This is a genomic window from Pseudolabrys sp. Root1462 (genome assembly GCF_001426945.1).
Classification (GTDB): domain Bacteria; phylum Pseudomonadota; class Alphaproteobacteria; order Rhizobiales; family Xanthobacteraceae; genus Pseudolabrys.
The window spans coordinates 1933408-1947939 of record NZ_LMFS01000001.1 but is presented as its reverse complement, the minus strand read 5'-3'; the positions used below and the strand labels follow the sequence as shown (position 1 = coordinate 1947939).

General features: G+C 65.0%; 15 protein-coding genes. 9 read left to right on the top strand and 6 right to left on the bottom strand.

All coding sequences use genetic code 11. The features are described 5' to 3' along the window. The first annotated feature begins 310 nt into the window (after window positions 1-310). Window positions 311-1063, top strand: coding sequence for an invasion associated locus B family protein (locus ASD45_RS09605; RefSeq protein ID WP_056911286.1), 753 nt, complete (start codon window positions 311-313; stop codon window positions 1061-1063). Between the two features lie 87 nt (window positions 1064-1150). Here the strand turns inward: ASD45_RS09605 and hspQ are convergent, their stop codons facing one another. Together hspQ and ASD45_RS09595 are read right to left on the bottom strand one after the other, a co-directional pair. Beyond that, window positions 1151-1483 (bottom strand): heat shock protein HspQ, encoded by a 333-nt coding sequence (hspQ, locus tag ASD45_RS09600; RefSeq protein ID WP_056911285.1) that lies wholly within the window; start codon window positions 1481-1483, stop codon window positions 1151-1153. A 61-nt stretch (window positions 1484-1544) separates the two neighbouring features. Continuing rightward, a complete protein-coding gene (locus ASD45_RS09595; RefSeq protein WP_056911284.1) occupies window positions 1545-2585 on the bottom strand; it encodes a CoA ester lyase in 1041 nt (346 codons plus the stop codon). A 144-nt stretch (window positions 2586-2729) separates the two neighbouring features. Between ASD45_RS09595 and ASD45_RS09590 the strand changes: the two genes are divergently transcribed. Then, window positions 2730-3692 (top strand): AEC family transporter, encoded by a 963-nt coding sequence (locus ASD45_RS09590; protein WP_056911283.1) that lies wholly within the window; start codon window positions 2730-2732, stop codon window positions 3690-3692. Between the two features lie 11 nt (window positions 3693-3703). Next, entirely contained in the window at window positions 3704-4765 is a 1062-nt protein-coding gene (locus ASD45_RS09585) for a CaiB/BaiF CoA-transferase family protein (protein WP_056911282.1), read from the top strand. Here ASD45_RS09585 and ASD45_RS09580 read toward each other — a convergent pair. Next, entirely contained in the window at window positions 4762-5967 is a 1206-nt protein-coding gene (locus ASD45_RS09580; RefSeq protein ID WP_056911281.1) for a UbiH/UbiF family hydroxylase, read from the bottom strand. The genes ASD45_RS09585 and ASD45_RS09580 overlap by 4 nt on opposite strands. Before the next feature lie 115 nt (window positions 5968-6082). Here ASD45_RS09580 and ASD45_RS09575 point away from each other — a divergent pair, with 115 nt between their 5' ends. The 6 genes from ASD45_RS09575 to ASD45_RS09550 all read left to right on the top strand — a co-directional run bounded on the left by ASD45_RS09575 (window position 6083) and on the right by ASD45_RS09550 (window position 11428). Further along, complete coding sequence (locus ASD45_RS09575) at window positions 6083-6994, top strand: DUF2182 domain-containing protein (RefSeq protein WP_056911280.1); 912 nt, start codon at window positions 6083-6085, stop codon at window positions 6992-6994. A gap of 38 nt (window positions 6995-7032) precedes the next feature. After that, entirely contained in the window at window positions 7033-7647 is a 615-nt protein-coding gene (locus ASD45_RS09570) for a DUF1326 domain-containing protein (protein WP_056911279.1), read from the top strand. Beyond that, on the top strand, window positions 7647-8330 hold the full coding sequence (locus tag ASD45_RS09565; RefSeq protein WP_056911278.1) for a CDP-alcohol phosphatidyltransferase family protein: 684 nt from the start codon (window positions 7647-7649) through the stop codon (window positions 8328-8330). The genes ASD45_RS09570 and ASD45_RS09565 overlap by 1 nt, the downstream gene beginning before the upstream one ends. A 27-nt stretch (window positions 8331-8357) precedes the next feature. Further along, window positions 8358-9092, top strand: coding sequence for an SDR family oxidoreductase (locus ASD45_RS09560; RefSeq protein ID WP_348271221.1), 735 nt, complete (start codon window positions 8358-8360; stop codon window positions 9090-9092). Window positions 9093-9205: 113 nt separating this feature from the next. After that, entirely contained in the window at window positions 9206-10183 is a 978-nt protein-coding gene (locus ASD45_RS09555) for a quinone oxidoreductase (protein ID WP_056911276.1), read from the top strand. Between the two features lie 9 nt (window positions 10184-10192). Next, on the top strand, window positions 10193-11428 hold the full coding sequence (locus ASD45_RS09550; protein WP_056911275.1) for an allantoate amidohydrolase: 1236 nt from the start codon (window positions 10193-10195) through the stop codon (window positions 11426-11428). A gap of 47 nt (window positions 11429-11475) precedes the next feature. Here the strand turns inward: ASD45_RS09550 and ASD45_RS09545 are convergent, their stop codons facing one another. The 3 genes from ASD45_RS09545 to ASD45_RS09535 all read right to left on the bottom strand — a co-directional run bounded on the left by ASD45_RS09545 (window position 11476) and on the right by ASD45_RS09535 (window position 14321). Further along, on the bottom strand, window positions 11476-12102 hold the full coding sequence (locus ASD45_RS09545) for a DUF1236 domain-containing protein (RefSeq protein WP_056911274.1): 627 nt from the start codon (window positions 12100-12102) through the stop codon (window positions 11476-11478). Window positions 12103-12171: 69 nt separating this feature from the next. Beyond that, window positions 12172-13581: a bifunctional serine/threonine-protein kinase/universal stress protein gene (locus tag ASD45_RS09540; RefSeq protein WP_056911273.1), complete on the bottom strand. Its 1410-nt coding sequence runs from the start codon at window positions 13579-13581 to the stop codon at window positions 12172-12174. Further along, window positions 13581-14321 (bottom strand): metallophosphoesterase family protein, encoded by a 741-nt coding sequence (locus ASD45_RS09535; protein ID WP_056911272.1) that lies wholly within the window; start codon window positions 14319-14321, stop codon window positions 13581-13583. The genes ASD45_RS09540 and ASD45_RS09535 overlap by 1 nt, the downstream gene beginning before the upstream one ends. Between the last annotated feature and the right edge of the window lie 211 nt (window positions 14322-14532).

The following is a 14532-nucleotide window of genomic DNA, read 5'->3' as shown; positions in this document are numbered from 1 at the left end:
GCGCCGCGACATGCGGATGCCGGCGGCGAGGGGCAGTCTCACGGCTTGGTCCGCTCGATGTGCGATGCGATTCGGGTCCTACGGTTCGCGGCCTTTTACCACAGGGCCAAAGAATGCGCCGCCCGCCAATTTTGGGCCCATTGGTGCCTTTATCGTCAGGGCAATATCGGCTATCAGGCTGCGTCGGAGGTCACGCTCCCGCCGTATTTCGCAACGACAGAGCCGCTCGCGACAGCGCGGTGCGTTCGGGACGCGCCGGCCGGACGTCCGGCCAATATCGACCGCCAGAATAACAAGGGACGAGTTTCAAATGGATCAACGGATTGCTCCTGCCCGGCCGCTGGCCCGCGTGATGGCCTTGGCGATCGGCGCAGGCCTCCTCGGCGCGAGCGTCGTGGCCCAGCCAGCCTTCGCCCAGCAGAAGCCCGCGCCCAAGGCCGCGCAGGCGCAGACACCGGCTCCCGCTCCGGCGACGCCGGCAGCGCCAGCCGCGCCGCAGGCGGGCGCGCCGCAACTGCCGCCGTTGATGTACTCGTCGTGGGTCAAGCTGTGCCAGCAGGGCCAGGAGACCGAGAACAAGAAAGTCTGCGTCGTCCATCGTGACGGCCGCATGGAAAACGGCATGCCGGTCATCATGGCCGAACTGCTTCAGGTTGAGGGTGCCAATGAGCGCCTGCGCGTGACCGTGCCGATGTCGATCATCGTGCATCTGGCCGAAGGCACGCATCTCGTCCTTGACGGTCAGGATATGGGCAGCTCGCCGTATGTCGTCTGCACGCAGATCGGCTGTCTGTCGGACTACGAGATCAACGCCGATACGGTGAAGAAACTCAAAGCCGGCAAGCAACTGGTCGTGCAGACCTACCTGATGAACCGCCAGGTGCTGAGCATCCCGGTTTCACTCGCCGATTTCGCCAAGGCTTACGACGGTCCGGCGACCGATCCGAAGGTTGTTGAAGAACAGCAGCGCAAGCTCCAGGAAGAGATGCAGAAGAAGGCTGAGGAAGCGCGCAAGAAGCTCGAGGCGCAGCAACCGGCGGCCGCGGCGCAGCCGAAGAAGTAAGCTCGCGCGAACATTGGAAATAAAAAGGCGCGGCCTCGGCCGCGCCTTTTTTGTTGTCGGATGCGTTTGCTGCGCGCAGCGACGGCGTTAGTTGAGCATGTCGTCGAGCGGCTTGTAATTGCCGTTATCGTCCCATTCGAACACTTCTTCCACCTGAGGGTGGCGGATCGGCGCGCCGGACGTGTCCGGCAGCAGATTCTGCTCCGAGACATAAGCGATGTACTCAGTCTCGGCGTTCTCCGCGAACAGGTGATAGAATGGTTGATCCTTGCGCGGCCGGACGTCGGCCGGGATCGCTTCCCACCATTCCTCAGTGTTGTTGAATTCGGGGTCGATGTCGAAGATCACGCCACGGAACGGGAACAGGCGGTGTTTGACCACCTGACCGATCTTGTATTTCGCAACGTGCATTTTCATCATATCGACGAGTTAGTGCTTCGCGCCCGGCTTGGCTAGCCCCAAAATCCGCGCGGTTTCGTCGTTACAGGGCGTATTCGGCCGCCATGTCGGGGTCTTTGGCAGCGACCAGTTTTGCCAGATCGATCAATACTTTAGCCTGCTTCCAGGTGGCGTCGTCCTGCATCTTGCCGTCAATCATGACGGCGCCGGCGCCGTCCGGCATGGCCGCGACGATCTTCTTGGCGAAGGCGACCTCACCGGGGTCGGGCGAATATACAATCTTGGCGATGGCAATTTGCGAGGGGTGCAGCGACCAGGCGCCCAGGCAGCCCATCAGGAAAGCGTTGCGGAACTGGGTCTCGCAGGCCGCCGGATCGGAGAAATCACCGAACGGTCCGTAGAATGGTTTGATGCCGGCAGCGGCGCAGGCATCGACCATGCGGCCGACGGTATAGTGCCAGAGATCCTGTTGATAGGACGCGCGCGGCGCATCACCGGCCGCATCCGCGAGCACCTTGTATTCGGGATGACCTCCGCCGACCCGGGTGGTCTTCATCGCGCGGGATGCGGCAAGGTCGGCGGGGCCGAGGCTCATGCCGTGCATGCGCGGAGAGGCGCTGGCGATGGCCTCGACATTGTTGACGCCCTGCGCAGTTTCCAGAATTGCGTGGATCAGGATCGGTTTGCCGATCTTGTGCCGGGCTTCGAGCTGCGCGAGCAGCTGGTCGAGGTAATGGATGTCCCATGGCCCATCGACCTTCGGCAGCATGATGACGTCGAGCTTGTTGCCGATGGCGCCGACGATTTCGATGACGTCGTCGAGCGCCCAGGGCGAGTTCAGCGCGTTGATTCGGGTCCACAGACCGGTCGGACCGAAATCGACCGACTTGCCCATGTCGATGAAGCCCTGGCGCGCGGCTTCCTTGGCTTCGACCGGAATCGCGTCTTCGAGATTGCCGAGTACCACGTCGACCTGCTTGGCCAGCTCCGGTACCTTGGCGCGCATTTTCTCCATGTGCGGCGGCACGAAGTGGATCATGCGCTCGAGGCGCACCGGGAGTTCGCGCAGCGGGCTCGGAGCGCCGATGGCCAAAGGCTGGAAGAATTGGCGGGGCAGCTTCACGGGAGTGACCCTTTCAAATAGCTGGTGTGCCGTCTTGAACTTTGCCGTCTAGAGCAAAGCAAAGGCCAGGCCAAGTTGGAAAGAGGAGCGAACCGGGCTATGCCTCCGCCGCCAAGCGGCGGGGCCTGCCGCCGGAGTGAGCCGATGATCGACGTCCTCAATCTTGCGCTGCCCTTTTTCGGTCTGATCATCATTGGTTTTGCCTGCGGCAAGATCAAGCAGATCCCGGATACCGCGCTCGGCTGGATGAATTTCTTCATCGTCTACGTGTCGCTGCCGGCGCTGTTTTACCGAATCCTGGCGCAGACGCCGCTCGAGCAACTGGCGCAGGTCGATTTCATTGTCGCCACGACGCTCTCGACCTTCTGGGTGTTCGCCCTCGCTTTCGCCATCGGTATTTTCGTCAACAAGGGCCGCATCGACCAGGCGACCATTGCCGGGCTGGCCGGTGGCTACGGCAATATCGGCTATATGGGTCCGGGGCTGGCGCTGTCGACGCTGGGGCCCTCGGCCGCGGTGCCGGTGGCGCTGATCTTCTGCTTCGACACGCTGCTGCTGTTCTCGCTGGTGCCGTTCATGATGGCGATCGCGAGTCCGCAGAAGCGCAGCATCGCCGCGATCGGCTTAGAGGTGGCCAAGCGCATCGGCACCAATCCGCTGGTGATCGCGAGCGCCCTTGGCATCGCCTCGGCCGCCATCCACTTCCAGCCGCCGATGGCGATCGGACGGCTGATGGAGTTTCTGAAGAACGCCTCGGCGCCGTGCGCGCTGTTCACTCTGGGTGTGACGGTGGCGCTGCGGCCGTTGAAGCGGATTCCGTGGGAGATGCCGGGCCTGACCGCGGTCAAGCTTGTGATGCATCCGGTCGTGGTGTTCGTGATGCTGTCGGCGTTCGGACCGTTCGACCAGATGTGGGTCGATACTGCGGTGCTGATGGCGGCGCTGCCGCCGGCGCTCAACGTCTTCGTGTTCGCACGGCAATACGACACCTGGGTCGAACAGGCATCGACCGCGGTACTGGTCGGCACCGTCGTCTCAGTGGTGACGCTGACCACGGTGATGTGGATGGTGAAGAGCGGCGCGCTGCCGCATCTGTTGTTCAGATAAGCGGATACATCATGCAGCCGCTCAAGGGATTGCTGGTTCTGGATTTCACCACGCTGCTGCCGGGGCCGCTTGCCGCCTTGATGCTGGCGGAAGCCGGCGCCGAGGTGATCAAGATCGAGCGGCCCGGCGGCGAGGACATGGCGCGCTTCCCGCCGATCGTCGACGGCGAGAGCGCGGTCTACGCCATGCTCAACCGCGGCAAGGAGAAACAGACGCTCGACCTCAAGAGCGAAGCTGACCGCGACAGGCTGAAGCCACTGATTGCGCGGGCCGACATCGTCATCGAGCAATTCCGCCCCGGTGTGATGGCGCGGCTCGGGCTCGGCTATGACGACATGTGCGCCATCAATCCCAGGATAATTTACTGCGCGATCTCCGGCTACGGCCAGAACGGGCCGCGCGCCAACGAGGCCGGACACGACATCAATTACATCGGTGCCACGGGTCTGCTCGATCTGCAGCCCGGGCCGGTGGAGGCGCCGGTGCTGCCGCCAGCGCTGGTCGCCGACATTGCCGGAGGCACGTTTCCGGCGGTGATCAACATCCTGCTGGCGCTGCGCGCGCGCGACCAAAGCGGTGAGGGCGCCTTCATCGACATCGCCATGACCGATGCGATGTTCACGTTCGGGTGGTATGCGTTGGCGCTGGGCACCGCCGCCGGGCGCTTTCCGAAGCCCGGCGAACTGTCGGTAGTCGGAGCCTTGCCGCGCTATCACCTCTACGCGACACGCGACCGGAAGTTGGTCGCCTGCGGCGCGCTGGAGCAGAAATTCTGGGAGGCATTCTGCTTCGCGATCGCTCTGCCGCCACAGTTCGTCGACGACAAGCGCGATCCGAAGGCGACACGCGAGGCGGTGGCAAAGATCATCGCTACGCGCACCAGCGATGAATGGGCGCCGGTTTTCGCCAAGGCCGACTGCTGCGTGACGATTGTCACGCCGCTAGAGGAAGCATTGCGCGATCCGCATTTCGCCGCGCGCGGGCTGTTTGACCACCGGCTGACGCTGGCGGGCGGCAAGGACATCATGGCGCTGCCGGTGCCGATCGATCCGCAGTTTCGCGGGAAGCCCTAGGCGCGGCCGCGCCTCAGTTCCGGTTTGGCGCGCGGCGCGACGCCTTCGCGCATCACGGCGCGGCGCAACGGCCCAATCCTGTCGAGTGCATAGAGGCCGAGGCCGCGCAGGCCCTGCAGCGGCAGGAAGTCCGACAGCAGCGTGCGGTTGGCAATGTCGATGACGAGGCCGCGGCTGGCGACATCGCCACGCCGCGCCCGGTCGTAGCCGATCAGCACGTCGTCGCCGCCGATGTCGCGGCCTTCGTCGTGGGCGCGGCCGGCCAGCTCGGCGATGGTGACGGCATCGCGCAGGCCGAGATTGAGGCCCTGGGCGCCGATCGGCGGAATGACATGCGCGGCTTCGCCGACCAAGGCGATGCGATGCGCGCCGAAGCGCGCCGCCGTCCGGGTGCTGAGTGGAAACAGCGCGCGGCCCGGCTCAAGCGTCATCTTGCCGAGGATCGAATGCGCGGCGCGTTCGATCTCGAGTGCAAGATCGTCATCGTCAAGAGCGGCGAGTTCGTCGGCCTCGTGCGGCCGCAGCACCCAGACCAGGCTCGAGCGGTTGCCCGGCAGCGGCACCAACGTGAAGGGTCCGGTCGTCGTGTGAAACTCGGTTGAAGTATCGTGATGCGGCCGCGTGTGCTTCAGGCAGACCGTGAGCGCGACCTGATGGTAGCGGTGTTCGCTGCTCTCGATCTCAGCCGCCGCCCGGCACATCGAGTTGCGGCCGTCGGCGCCAATGGTGAGAGGCGCTGCAAAGCGGGCGCCGCTCTTGAGCGTGATGGTCACATCATCGACGCCGGGTTCGGCGGCGATGACTACGTCGTCAATCATCCGCAGGTTTGGCAGCGCGCGGGCACGCTCCTCCAGCGCGTCGATGAGGACCGGGTTCTCGATGTTGTAGCCGAAGGCGTCGAGGTCGATCTCATGTGCTTCGAACTTGACCTCCGGCGCGCGCAGCAGGCGGCCGGTGTCGTCGACGAGCCGCATGGTCACCAGCGGGGCGGCCTTGCCGACGCAGAGTTCCCAAACGCCGAGCTTCTCAAGCGCGGCGATGGAACCGGCGAGCAGGGCGGTGGTGCGGTTGTCGGCGCGCGGCGGCCGTTTGCCGGCCAGCACTGTGGCCATACCGGCCTGCGCCAGCGCGATCGCCGCCGTTAAAGCGGCGGGTCCGCCGCCGACCACCAGGGCCCCGGATGTCTTGGTTTTGTCCGACATCAATGCGCCTCTTTGCGATTTCCGGCGGATTACCACGTCTATAGCCCGGAAACCATGCGGGGCAGCCCGTATATCGCCCATGCCGGTGTTGCGCTATTGAGGGAGCCGCTCGACCATGACAGACGCCACGCGCCAACGCCTCGACCATTTGTCGCCCGCCGCGAGCCGGCTCGGCGCCGTCTTCGCGCATCCGAAACGGTTGGCGGTGATCTGCGTCGTTCTGCTCACGGGGCTCGGCTGGCTGTATCTCGGTCTCCTGATCGGCGAAATGGGCGGGCCGGCTGGCGGTTTCGGCCCCGGTATGGCGGTGCTCGATTATCTGCCGCGGGCATGGGCCGCCTTGTGCAGCCCGACTTTCGGTGTGTCGCTGATGCCTGAAGGCGCGTGGGGTGCATCGGGCTTTGCACTGGTCGCGTTGATGTGGGGCGCGATGACGCTGGCGATGATGCTGCCGAGCGCCGCACCGATGATCTTCACCTACGCCGAGATTGCCGACACCGCGGCACAGAAGCACGAGAAGGTGGTATCGCCCTTCGTGCTCACCGCCGGTTATGCCGCGGTCTGGTTCGGCTTCGCCGCCGCCGCGACGCTGGCCCAATATGCGCTGACACGGGCCGCGCTGCTCAATCCGAGCATGGCGTCGGCGAGCGGTCTGTTCTCCGGCGCGGTGTTCCTCGTCGCCGGCGTCTACCAATTCTCGGCGCTCAAGCATGCCTGCCTGCGGCAGTGCCGCTCGCCGTTCCCGTTCTTCTTCACCAACTGGCAGACGACGCCGCGCGGCGTGTTCCGTCTCGGCATCAAGCAAGGGCTGTTCTGCCTCGGCTGCTGCTGGGCCATGATGCTGGTGATGTTCGCCGTAGGCATCATGAACGTGGTGTGGATGGTGGCACTTGGCGTGCTCATGACGATCGAGAAGATGACGGTGACGAACAGGCTGACCTATGCCATCGGCGTTGCCGCCATCGCCGCCGGATCGGCTTTCGTCGTCTTCGCGGTCCTCGCGCACTTACCTGGTACCGCGAATTGAGCTAACAATAAAAAACGCAGAGCGTGGGGAGTGAAACTTTGACCGAAGCCTGGACCCTCAAAGGCGAGATGACCTTGTCGTGCAATTGCACGGTCTTCTGTCCCTGCGTGCTGTCGCTGGGCGAACATCCACCGACCGAAGGCCGCTGCCAGACCTGGGCAGGCGTGCGCATCGACGAGGGCCAGTTCGATAATGTCGATCTGTCGGGCATCAATGTCGGCCTGATGATGGACTTGCCGGGCATCATGGCGCGCGGCAACTGGACGGCGGCGCTGTTTGTCGACGACAAGGCGCCGATCCAGGCAGTCAAGGGGCTGACCCGCATCTTTACCGGCCGTGTCGGCGGCACCACGCATCTCTTGTCGATCCTGGTCGGCCAGTTCCTCGGCGTCCATCAGGTGCCGATCAGCTACGAGACGCAGGGCAACACCCGCGTCGTCAGCCTCGACAAGTACGGCGGCGGCGCCATCACTCCAGTGCGCGGCAACAACCGCGATGACAACGTCATGATCCGGAATTCCGAATATTGGATCGGCGCCGACGTGATGGTGGCCAAGTCCGACAAGTCGCGTTTCCGCGGCTTCGGTCGCAACTGGAACCTCGGCGGCCGCTCCGCCGAAATCGTCAAGCTCGACTGGGGCAATCAGAAATAATGGATTTCCGGCGCGGCGGCGCTTTCGCGATCCACGTCCTCACTGCGAGCGGCGCGGGCTTCGCGCTGCTGTCGCTGATCCTGGCGACCGGCGGCCACTGGGCGATGATGTTCTTCTGTCTCGGCCTGGCGTTGATCGTCGACGGCATTGACGGTCCGTTGGCGCGCATCTTCCAAGTCAAGGACCGGCTGCCGCGATGGGACGGCGCCGGCCTCGATTTCGTCGTGGATTTCACGACCTATGTCTTCGTCCCGGCCTACGCCATCGCCGCCAGTGGATATTTGCCGGAAGGCTTCGGCGTGCCGGCCGCCATACTCATCGTCATCACCGGCGCGCTGTACTTTGCCGACCGCACAATGAAGGCCGACGATAATTACTTCCGCGGTTTTCCGGCGGTGTGGAATCTTGTCGCCTTCTATCTCTACATTCTGCCGCAGTGGCCTTGGATTGCACTGATTGTGATCGTGCTGCTCTGCGCGCTGACGTTCGCGCCGATCATGTTCGTTCATCCCTTACGCGTGCGCCGTCTGCGCGGCCTCAATATTGCTCTGATGGCCTTGTGGGCCCTGCTGGCGGCGCTGGCGATCGTCACCAATCTCGAGCCCGGACCCATTGTCGTTGCCGCGCTGTCGGTGATTGCGCTTTACTTCCTGGCCGCTGGTTTGTTACGCCGGGCCGGCTGAAAAAGACGAAATTCTGGGGAGATGCGCATGTCGAAACCCGTCCTTCTCGTTGCCGGCGGCAGCCGTGGTATCGGTGCCGCGGTTGCGAAGCTTGCGGGCAAATCGGGCTACGACGTCGCCGTGAATTATCACACCAACGCCAACGCCGCCACCGCCGTCATCAAGGACATCGAGGCATTCGGCGGTCGCGCCATCGCGCTGCAGGGCGATATGGGCCGCGAAGCCGATATCGAACGCGTGTTCGCCGAGACCGACAAGTTCGGCACGCTGACGCATTTTGTGCATTCGTCCGGCATCATAGGCCCGATGTCGCGGCTCGACGAGGCCTCCACCGAAACCATCCGCGCCGCGCTCGATGTCGATACCTTCGGCGCGCTGCTCTGCCTGCGCGCCAGCATCCGGCGCATGTCCACCAGGCACGGCGGCAAGGGCGGCTCGATCGTGATGATCTCGTCGATGGCGGCCGTCATCGGCGGCGCCACCGAATGCATCTGGTACGCCGCCGCCAAGGGCGCGGTCGACTCCATGGTGATCGGCGCCGGTCGTGAACTGGCGGGTGAAGGCATCCGCGTCAACGGCGTCAGCCCCGGCATGATCGACACCGATATCCAGCCGCCGGGCCGCATCGAGAAGCACATGGGCGGCGTGCCGATCGGCCGCGCCGGCTCCGCCGATGAGGTTGCCGACGGCGTGCTGTATCTGCTGTCCGACAAGGCGTCCTACGTCACCGGCTCTAACCTGCGCATCTCCGGCGGCCGCTGAACACGACGCTGTGAGCCGGACCGCCATAACTTGCGCTCGTCCCCGCGCCGCCTATGATCCCGCCCGACAGGTTCTTCCGACAACAAGCTTTTTTCTGCCCAGGGAGTGAAACGATGGTTGCTGCAGTCCGCGTCCATAAAACCGGCGGTCCCGAGGTTCTCACCTTCGAGGATATCGACATTCCGGCGCCGGGGCAGGGCCAGATCAAGATCAAGCAGCACGCCTGCGGCGTGAACTTCATCGACACCTATTTCCGCAGCGGTCTCTATCCTTCGCCGACCGGCATGCCGTTCGTCGCGGGCAATGAAGGCGCCGGAGAAATCATCGCCGTCGGCCCGGGCGTCAGCGATCTCAAGGTCGGCGACCGCGTCGCCTACGTTGTCGCCCTTGGCGGTTACGCGCAGGAGCGCCTGCTGCCGGCCGAGCGCGTGGTGAAGATGCCGGACAACATCAGCTACGAGCAGGCTGCGGCGATGATGCTCAAGGGCATGACCGCCGAATACCTGCTGCACCGTACCTTCAAGGTCGAGAAGGGCTCGACCATTCTGGTGCACGCCGCCGCCGGCGGCATGGGCGGCATCCTTTGCCAATGGGCCAATCACATCGGCGCGACCGTCATCGGCACCGCCGGCAGCAAGGACAAGGCCGAGATCGCGAAGGCCAATGGCGCGCACCACACCATCCTCTATCGCGACGAAGACTTCGCTGCCAAGGTGAAGGAAATCACCGGCGGCAAGCTGTGCGACGTCGTCTATGACGGCATCGGCGCCGACACCTTCCCGAAGTCGCTGGACTGCATTCGTCCGCTCGGCATGTTCGTGTCGTTCGGTTCAGCATCGGGTCCGGTCAAGGCGTTCGACATCAACATCCTGCAGCAGAAGGGCTCGCTGTTCGCCACACGGCCGACGCTGAACACTTATGCCGCCAAGCGCGAGGATTTGGTCTCGATCGCCAACAATCTGTTCAAGGCGGTTGGCTCCGGCGCTGTGAAGATTCCCGTCAGCCATAAGTATGCGCTGAAGGATGCCAAGCAGGCGCATATGGATCTCGAAGGTCGCAAGACCACCGGCTCGATCATCCTGCTGCCCTGATCGTTTTGAATGACGGCACCAGACGCAGCCGCACTCGGCCAGCGCGCCGACCTGATGATCCGCGCGCTCGGCTCGATCTCGGCCGAGCCGAACCGGCTGGTCCGCGGCTTCCTGACGCCCGAGCACCGTGCAGCTGCCGATCTGATCGGGCAGTGGATGCGCGCGGCGAAGCTTCAGGTCAGCGAGGACGCGCTCGGCACCGTGCGCGGCCACTGGCCGGGCACCGGGCCGAAGCGTCTGCTGATCGGCTCGCATATCGACACTGTGATCGAGGCCGGCATGTTCGACGGCCCGCTCGGCGTCATTGCCGGCATTCTCGCCGCCGAGCATTTCGCCAAGGCCGGGCGCAAGCTCGGCTTCGGTCTCGACGTGCTCGCCTTCGGTGACGAGGAGGGCTCGCGCTTTTCCAAGACCCTGTCGTCGTCGCTGGCGGTCGCCGGTGCGTTCGATGCGGAACGCCTCGACCTTGCCGACGCGAACGGCATGACATTGCGCGACGCCATCGCCGCTTATGGCAAGAACGCCGATGACATTCCGGCAGCGGCCTATGATCGCGACGTCGCCGCGGCCTATGTCGAGGTGCATATCGAGCAGGGACCGGTGCTCGAACATCGCAACCAGGCGCTCGGTGTCGTCACCGCGATTGCCGGGCAGACCTACGTCAATGTCGAATTCCTCGGGGAAGCCGGGCATGCCGGCACCGTGCCGATGCTGCTGCGGCGCGATGCGCTCGCCGGTGCGGCCGAGACCGTGTTGCTCGCCGAAAGGATGGCGCGGGATACGCAAGGCGAGGTCGTTGCCACCGTCGGCGTGCTGCGCATCCCGAACGCTGCGGGAAACGTCGTGCCCGGCAATGTCGCGCTGATCGTCGACATCCGCTCCGGCTCAGACGAGGCGCGGCACAAGTTCGTCGGCGCCTTCAAGGCGGAAATCCGCGCGCTCGCCGAACGCCGGCATCTCGGCGTCACCATGACCGATACCCGCAATGTGCCGACGACGCCGTGCGATCCGGCGCTGCAGGCGGGCCTTGCCGACGCGATCCGCGCCACCGGCGGCGACGCGATCAAACTCGTCTCCGGCGCCGGCCATGACGGCATGGCGATGGCCAGGTTATGTCCGATTGCGATGCTGTTCGTGCGCTGCCGGGGCGGCATCAGTCACAACCCGGCGGAATATGCGAGCCCCGTTGATATGGGACTCGCGGTCGCCGCGCTGATCCGGTTCATTGAGACGGTGAAACTCTGATCGCCCGTTCATCCCCGCTTGCGCGGGAATGAACGGATCGTCGCGATCTATCGATAAATATATCGCACGCGCCGTGTCGTCGGCTCGACCAGCACCGGCACGCCGTTGACATAGGCGTAGCTGTACTCCTGGTCCGGTACCGGCGTCAGCACGACATCCTGCGGCAGGCCGGCGCCCTCGACGACTTCGCCGTTGAGATAGACCGGGTTCACCGGGTGCTGCACGACATAGGTCTGCACTGTCGGCGGCGGCGCGATCTGTATCGGCGCGGCGTTGGGCTCCGGAGCGATGAATTCGCCGTTGATGTCGGGCATCGCAACCGCGGTGCCGACCGTTGCCGGCGGCGCGTCATAAACGATGACCGGCACGTCGCGGTTCTGCGTCACCGCAACCATCTGACCGCCGACGTTGCCCATCATGTACTGCGAATAGGCCCAGCCCTGCTTGCCGTTATAGGTGACCTGGCACCACAGGCTGCCCTGGATGCAGCCGGTGACCGTAGCGTTGCCTTGCTGGGGGATGGCGCCGACGACCGGGAATTGCGGGCCCGGGCCGGTACGGATGTTCAATGACGTTGTCGCCGTGGCGAGAGCGGCGGCTGATGCCGGCAGCGACAATATCGTTAGCGACGTGGCCGCCAGCAAAGTGGCGGCGAGGGTGGTCGCGCGCTGCATGGTTGAAACTCCTTGGTTGATGAGTTCGTACAACGCGCCGAGGTTCCGCGCGTTCCGCGGGAACTCAGCTCACGCGTCGCCGAGCGGAACTCGTGGTGCCCGAACGATGGTGACGCTGCACGCCGCTTCGGTGGCGACTTTGGCGGAAACGCTGCCGAGCACGCGGCGGCGGAACGAGTCACGGCGCGCCCCGATCAGCACATGATCGACGCGATTGGCGGTGACGAAATCGAGGATGGCGGCGGCCGGATCGGTGCCCTCGAGCACATGGGCGGTGAGGCGGCGCTCGTCGAGCTTGAGCGGCGCCGCCCAGTCCTTCAGCCGGACGAGGCGGTCGATCTGCTTGTTGTGGCCTTCTTTGTCGAGCGTGGAGTCGATGGCGATGGCGCTGGACTTGAGCACGTTGAGGCAGGCGAGGCGGGCGTCCGGCAGCGTCGCCAGCATGCGCGCGGTGACGTCGAGCAACGCGGCGTTGACCGGCGCGGCTTCGGCGCCGACATCGACGGCGACCGCAACGATCGGCGCCGAGGTGAGCTGCTCGGTCACCGGCGCGCGCCGCTGCGCGGTGAGGTCGGTGTTGAAGCGGCGGCGCATCACCGTGGTGAAGGAGTCGCGCTCGCGTTTCTCGGAGCGCGAGCTCAGCTTGACCTCGCCCGGATGGCTGAGATCGAAGGCGAGTTGCGCCGCGGTCGGATGGCGGCGCCCGGCCTCGACCTCGAGGCACCGCAGCACGATCTCCTGCAGCCAGGGCGGATAATCGGGGCGCAGCGCACGCGGCGGCATCGGATCGCGCCACAGCCGGCGGCGCATGCCGCGCATGGTTTCGCTTTCGCCGAACGGCCGCACGCCGGTGGAGAAGAAATAAAGCAGCACGCCGAGCGCAAACAGGTCGCTGCGCGGTTCGTTGCGAATGCCGCGCAACTGCTCCGGCGACATATAGGGCGCGGTGCCGAACGGCACGCGGAATTCCTCCTGCATCAGGTCGGGCAAGCGGTCGTGATGCGACAGGCCGAAGTCGATCAGCACGGCCTCGCCGCCGGAGCGGAACAGGATATTGCTCGGTTTGACGTCGAGATGAACGACGTGCTGGCGATGCAGATCGTCGAGGGCCTCGGCGATGCGGACACCGAGACGCGCCACTTCGTCATAGGGCAAAGGCAACTGGGGCAGCCGCTTCAGCAGGCTCGGGCTGTCGATCGCTTCCATGACCAGATAGGGTTGGCGCGCGAAATCGCCGGCGGCGATGAATTTCGGGACATGCGGCCCGTTGAGCTTCGGCAGGATCATCTGCTCCATCTCGAAGCCGACGATCGCCGCCGGATCGGCGCCTTCGCCGATGCGCGGCACCTTCATCAGCATCGGGCCCTCGAGCCCAGGTTTGCTGACGCGCCAGAGCATCGCCATGCCGCCGCGATGGACCATCGCCTCGAGCCGGAAGCCGTCAATCTCCACGCCGGTCTCGTGCAGCGGCTTGACCATTATTTCCCCACGAACAGACGGTCGGCGAGCCAGACCGGCAGGCCCTGTTTGCGGATGCGCGCGGCCGCGGTCTCGACGTCGTACGGCACGCGGACATAGGTCAGTTCGCCCCGCCCGGTGTCATACAGCGCATAGGCCGCCGCCGGATTGCCGTCGCGCGGCTGGCCGACGGCGCCCAACACGGCGAGCCAGCGCCGGCCCGGCAGCAACGGCACGGCCGCGCCGGCGGTCGGCGTGAAGGACGTCATCTTCGCAGTGGCCGACAGGCTGTACAGCGCCGGCCGGTGCACATGGCCGCAGAAGGTGAGATGTGCCGGCGTCGCGGACAGGCTGTTGGCGGCCTCCAGTGTGCCGGTCACGTAAATCCATTTCTTCGGATCGCTGGCCTCGGAATGCACATAGAGGCGGTCGCCGTCGGTCCGTGACAGCGGCAAAGCGTCGAGGAAGTCACGGGCCGGCTTGCCGAGTTCGGTGCGCGTCCATTCGATAGCGACGCGGGCCTCGATGTTCATGCCGTTGGTCGAGCCGCCGACCGCGGCGTCGTGATTGCCGAGTACCAATGCAGCGCCGTCCGCCGCCAGGTCCATGACCCGCTGCATCACCCAGTCGGGATCGGCGCCATAGCCGACGTAGTCGCCGAGCAGCACTGTGCGCTCGGCGCCCTGGTCGCGCGCATGCGCCAGGCAGGCCTCGAAAGCCTGCCGGTTGGCATGGATGTCGGCGAAGAAGGCAATCAGCACGGCGTTTCATTCCCGGACTTGTGTCAGCATGGAGCGCGAGCATCGGCCGGTATTGATCATTGTCAATTGTGGTGCGCCCGGGCTGTCGCGACGCGCTTGCTTTGCCCTCCCCACAAGAGGGAGGGCAAAACGCAGGAGACAGACATGCGTCATCGCCCGCATTGTTTGGTCGGCCCCGGGCCGGCCGCATTGTCAAATTCGCATTCCCAGC

Coding starts and splice junctions, on each gene's coding strand:
- ASD45_RS09590 (WP_056911283.1), top strand. CDS start 2,730: ATGATCGACGTCCTCAATCTTGCGCTGCCCTTTTTCGGTCTGATCATC.
- hspQ (WP_056911285.1), bottom strand. CDS start 1,483: ATGATGAAAATGCACGTTGCGAAATACAAGATCGGTCAGGTGGTCAAA.
- ASD45_RS09550 (WP_056911275.1), top strand. CDS start 10,193: ATGACGGCACCAGACGCAGCCGCACTCGGCCAGCGCGCCGACCTGATG.
- ASD45_RS09565 (WP_056911278.1), top strand. CDS start 7,647: ATGGATTTCCGGCGCGGCGGCGCTTTCGCGATCCACGTCCTCACTGCG.
- ASD45_RS09560 (WP_348271221.1), top strand. CDS start 8,358: ATGTCGAAACCCGTCCTTCTCGTTGCCGGCGGCAGCCGTGGTATCGGT.
- ASD45_RS09540 (WP_056911273.1), bottom strand. CDS start 13,581: ATGGTCAAGCCGCTGCACGAGACCGGCGTGGAGATTGACGGCTTCCGG.
- ASD45_RS09585 (WP_056911282.1), top strand. CDS start 3,704: ATGCAGCCGCTCAAGGGATTGCTGGTTCTGGATTTCACCACGCTGCTG.
- ASD45_RS09555 (WP_056911276.1), top strand. CDS start 9,206: ATGGTTGCTGCAGTCCGCGTCCATAAAACCGGCGGTCCCGAGGTTCTC.
- ASD45_RS09545 (WP_056911274.1), bottom strand. CDS start 12,102: ATGCAGCGCGCGACCACCCTCGCCGCCACTTTGCTGGCGGCCACGTCG.
- ASD45_RS09575 (WP_056911280.1), top strand. CDS start 6,083: ATGACAGACGCCACGCGCCAACGCCTCGACCATTTGTCGCCCGCCGCG.
- ASD45_RS09580 (WP_056911281.1), bottom strand. CDS start 5,967: ATGTCGGACAAAACCAAGACATCCGGGGCCCTGGTGGTCGGCGGCGGA.
- ASD45_RS09605 (WP_056911286.1), top strand. CDS start 311: ATGGATCAACGGATTGCTCCTGCCCGGCCGCTGGCCCGCGTGATGGCC.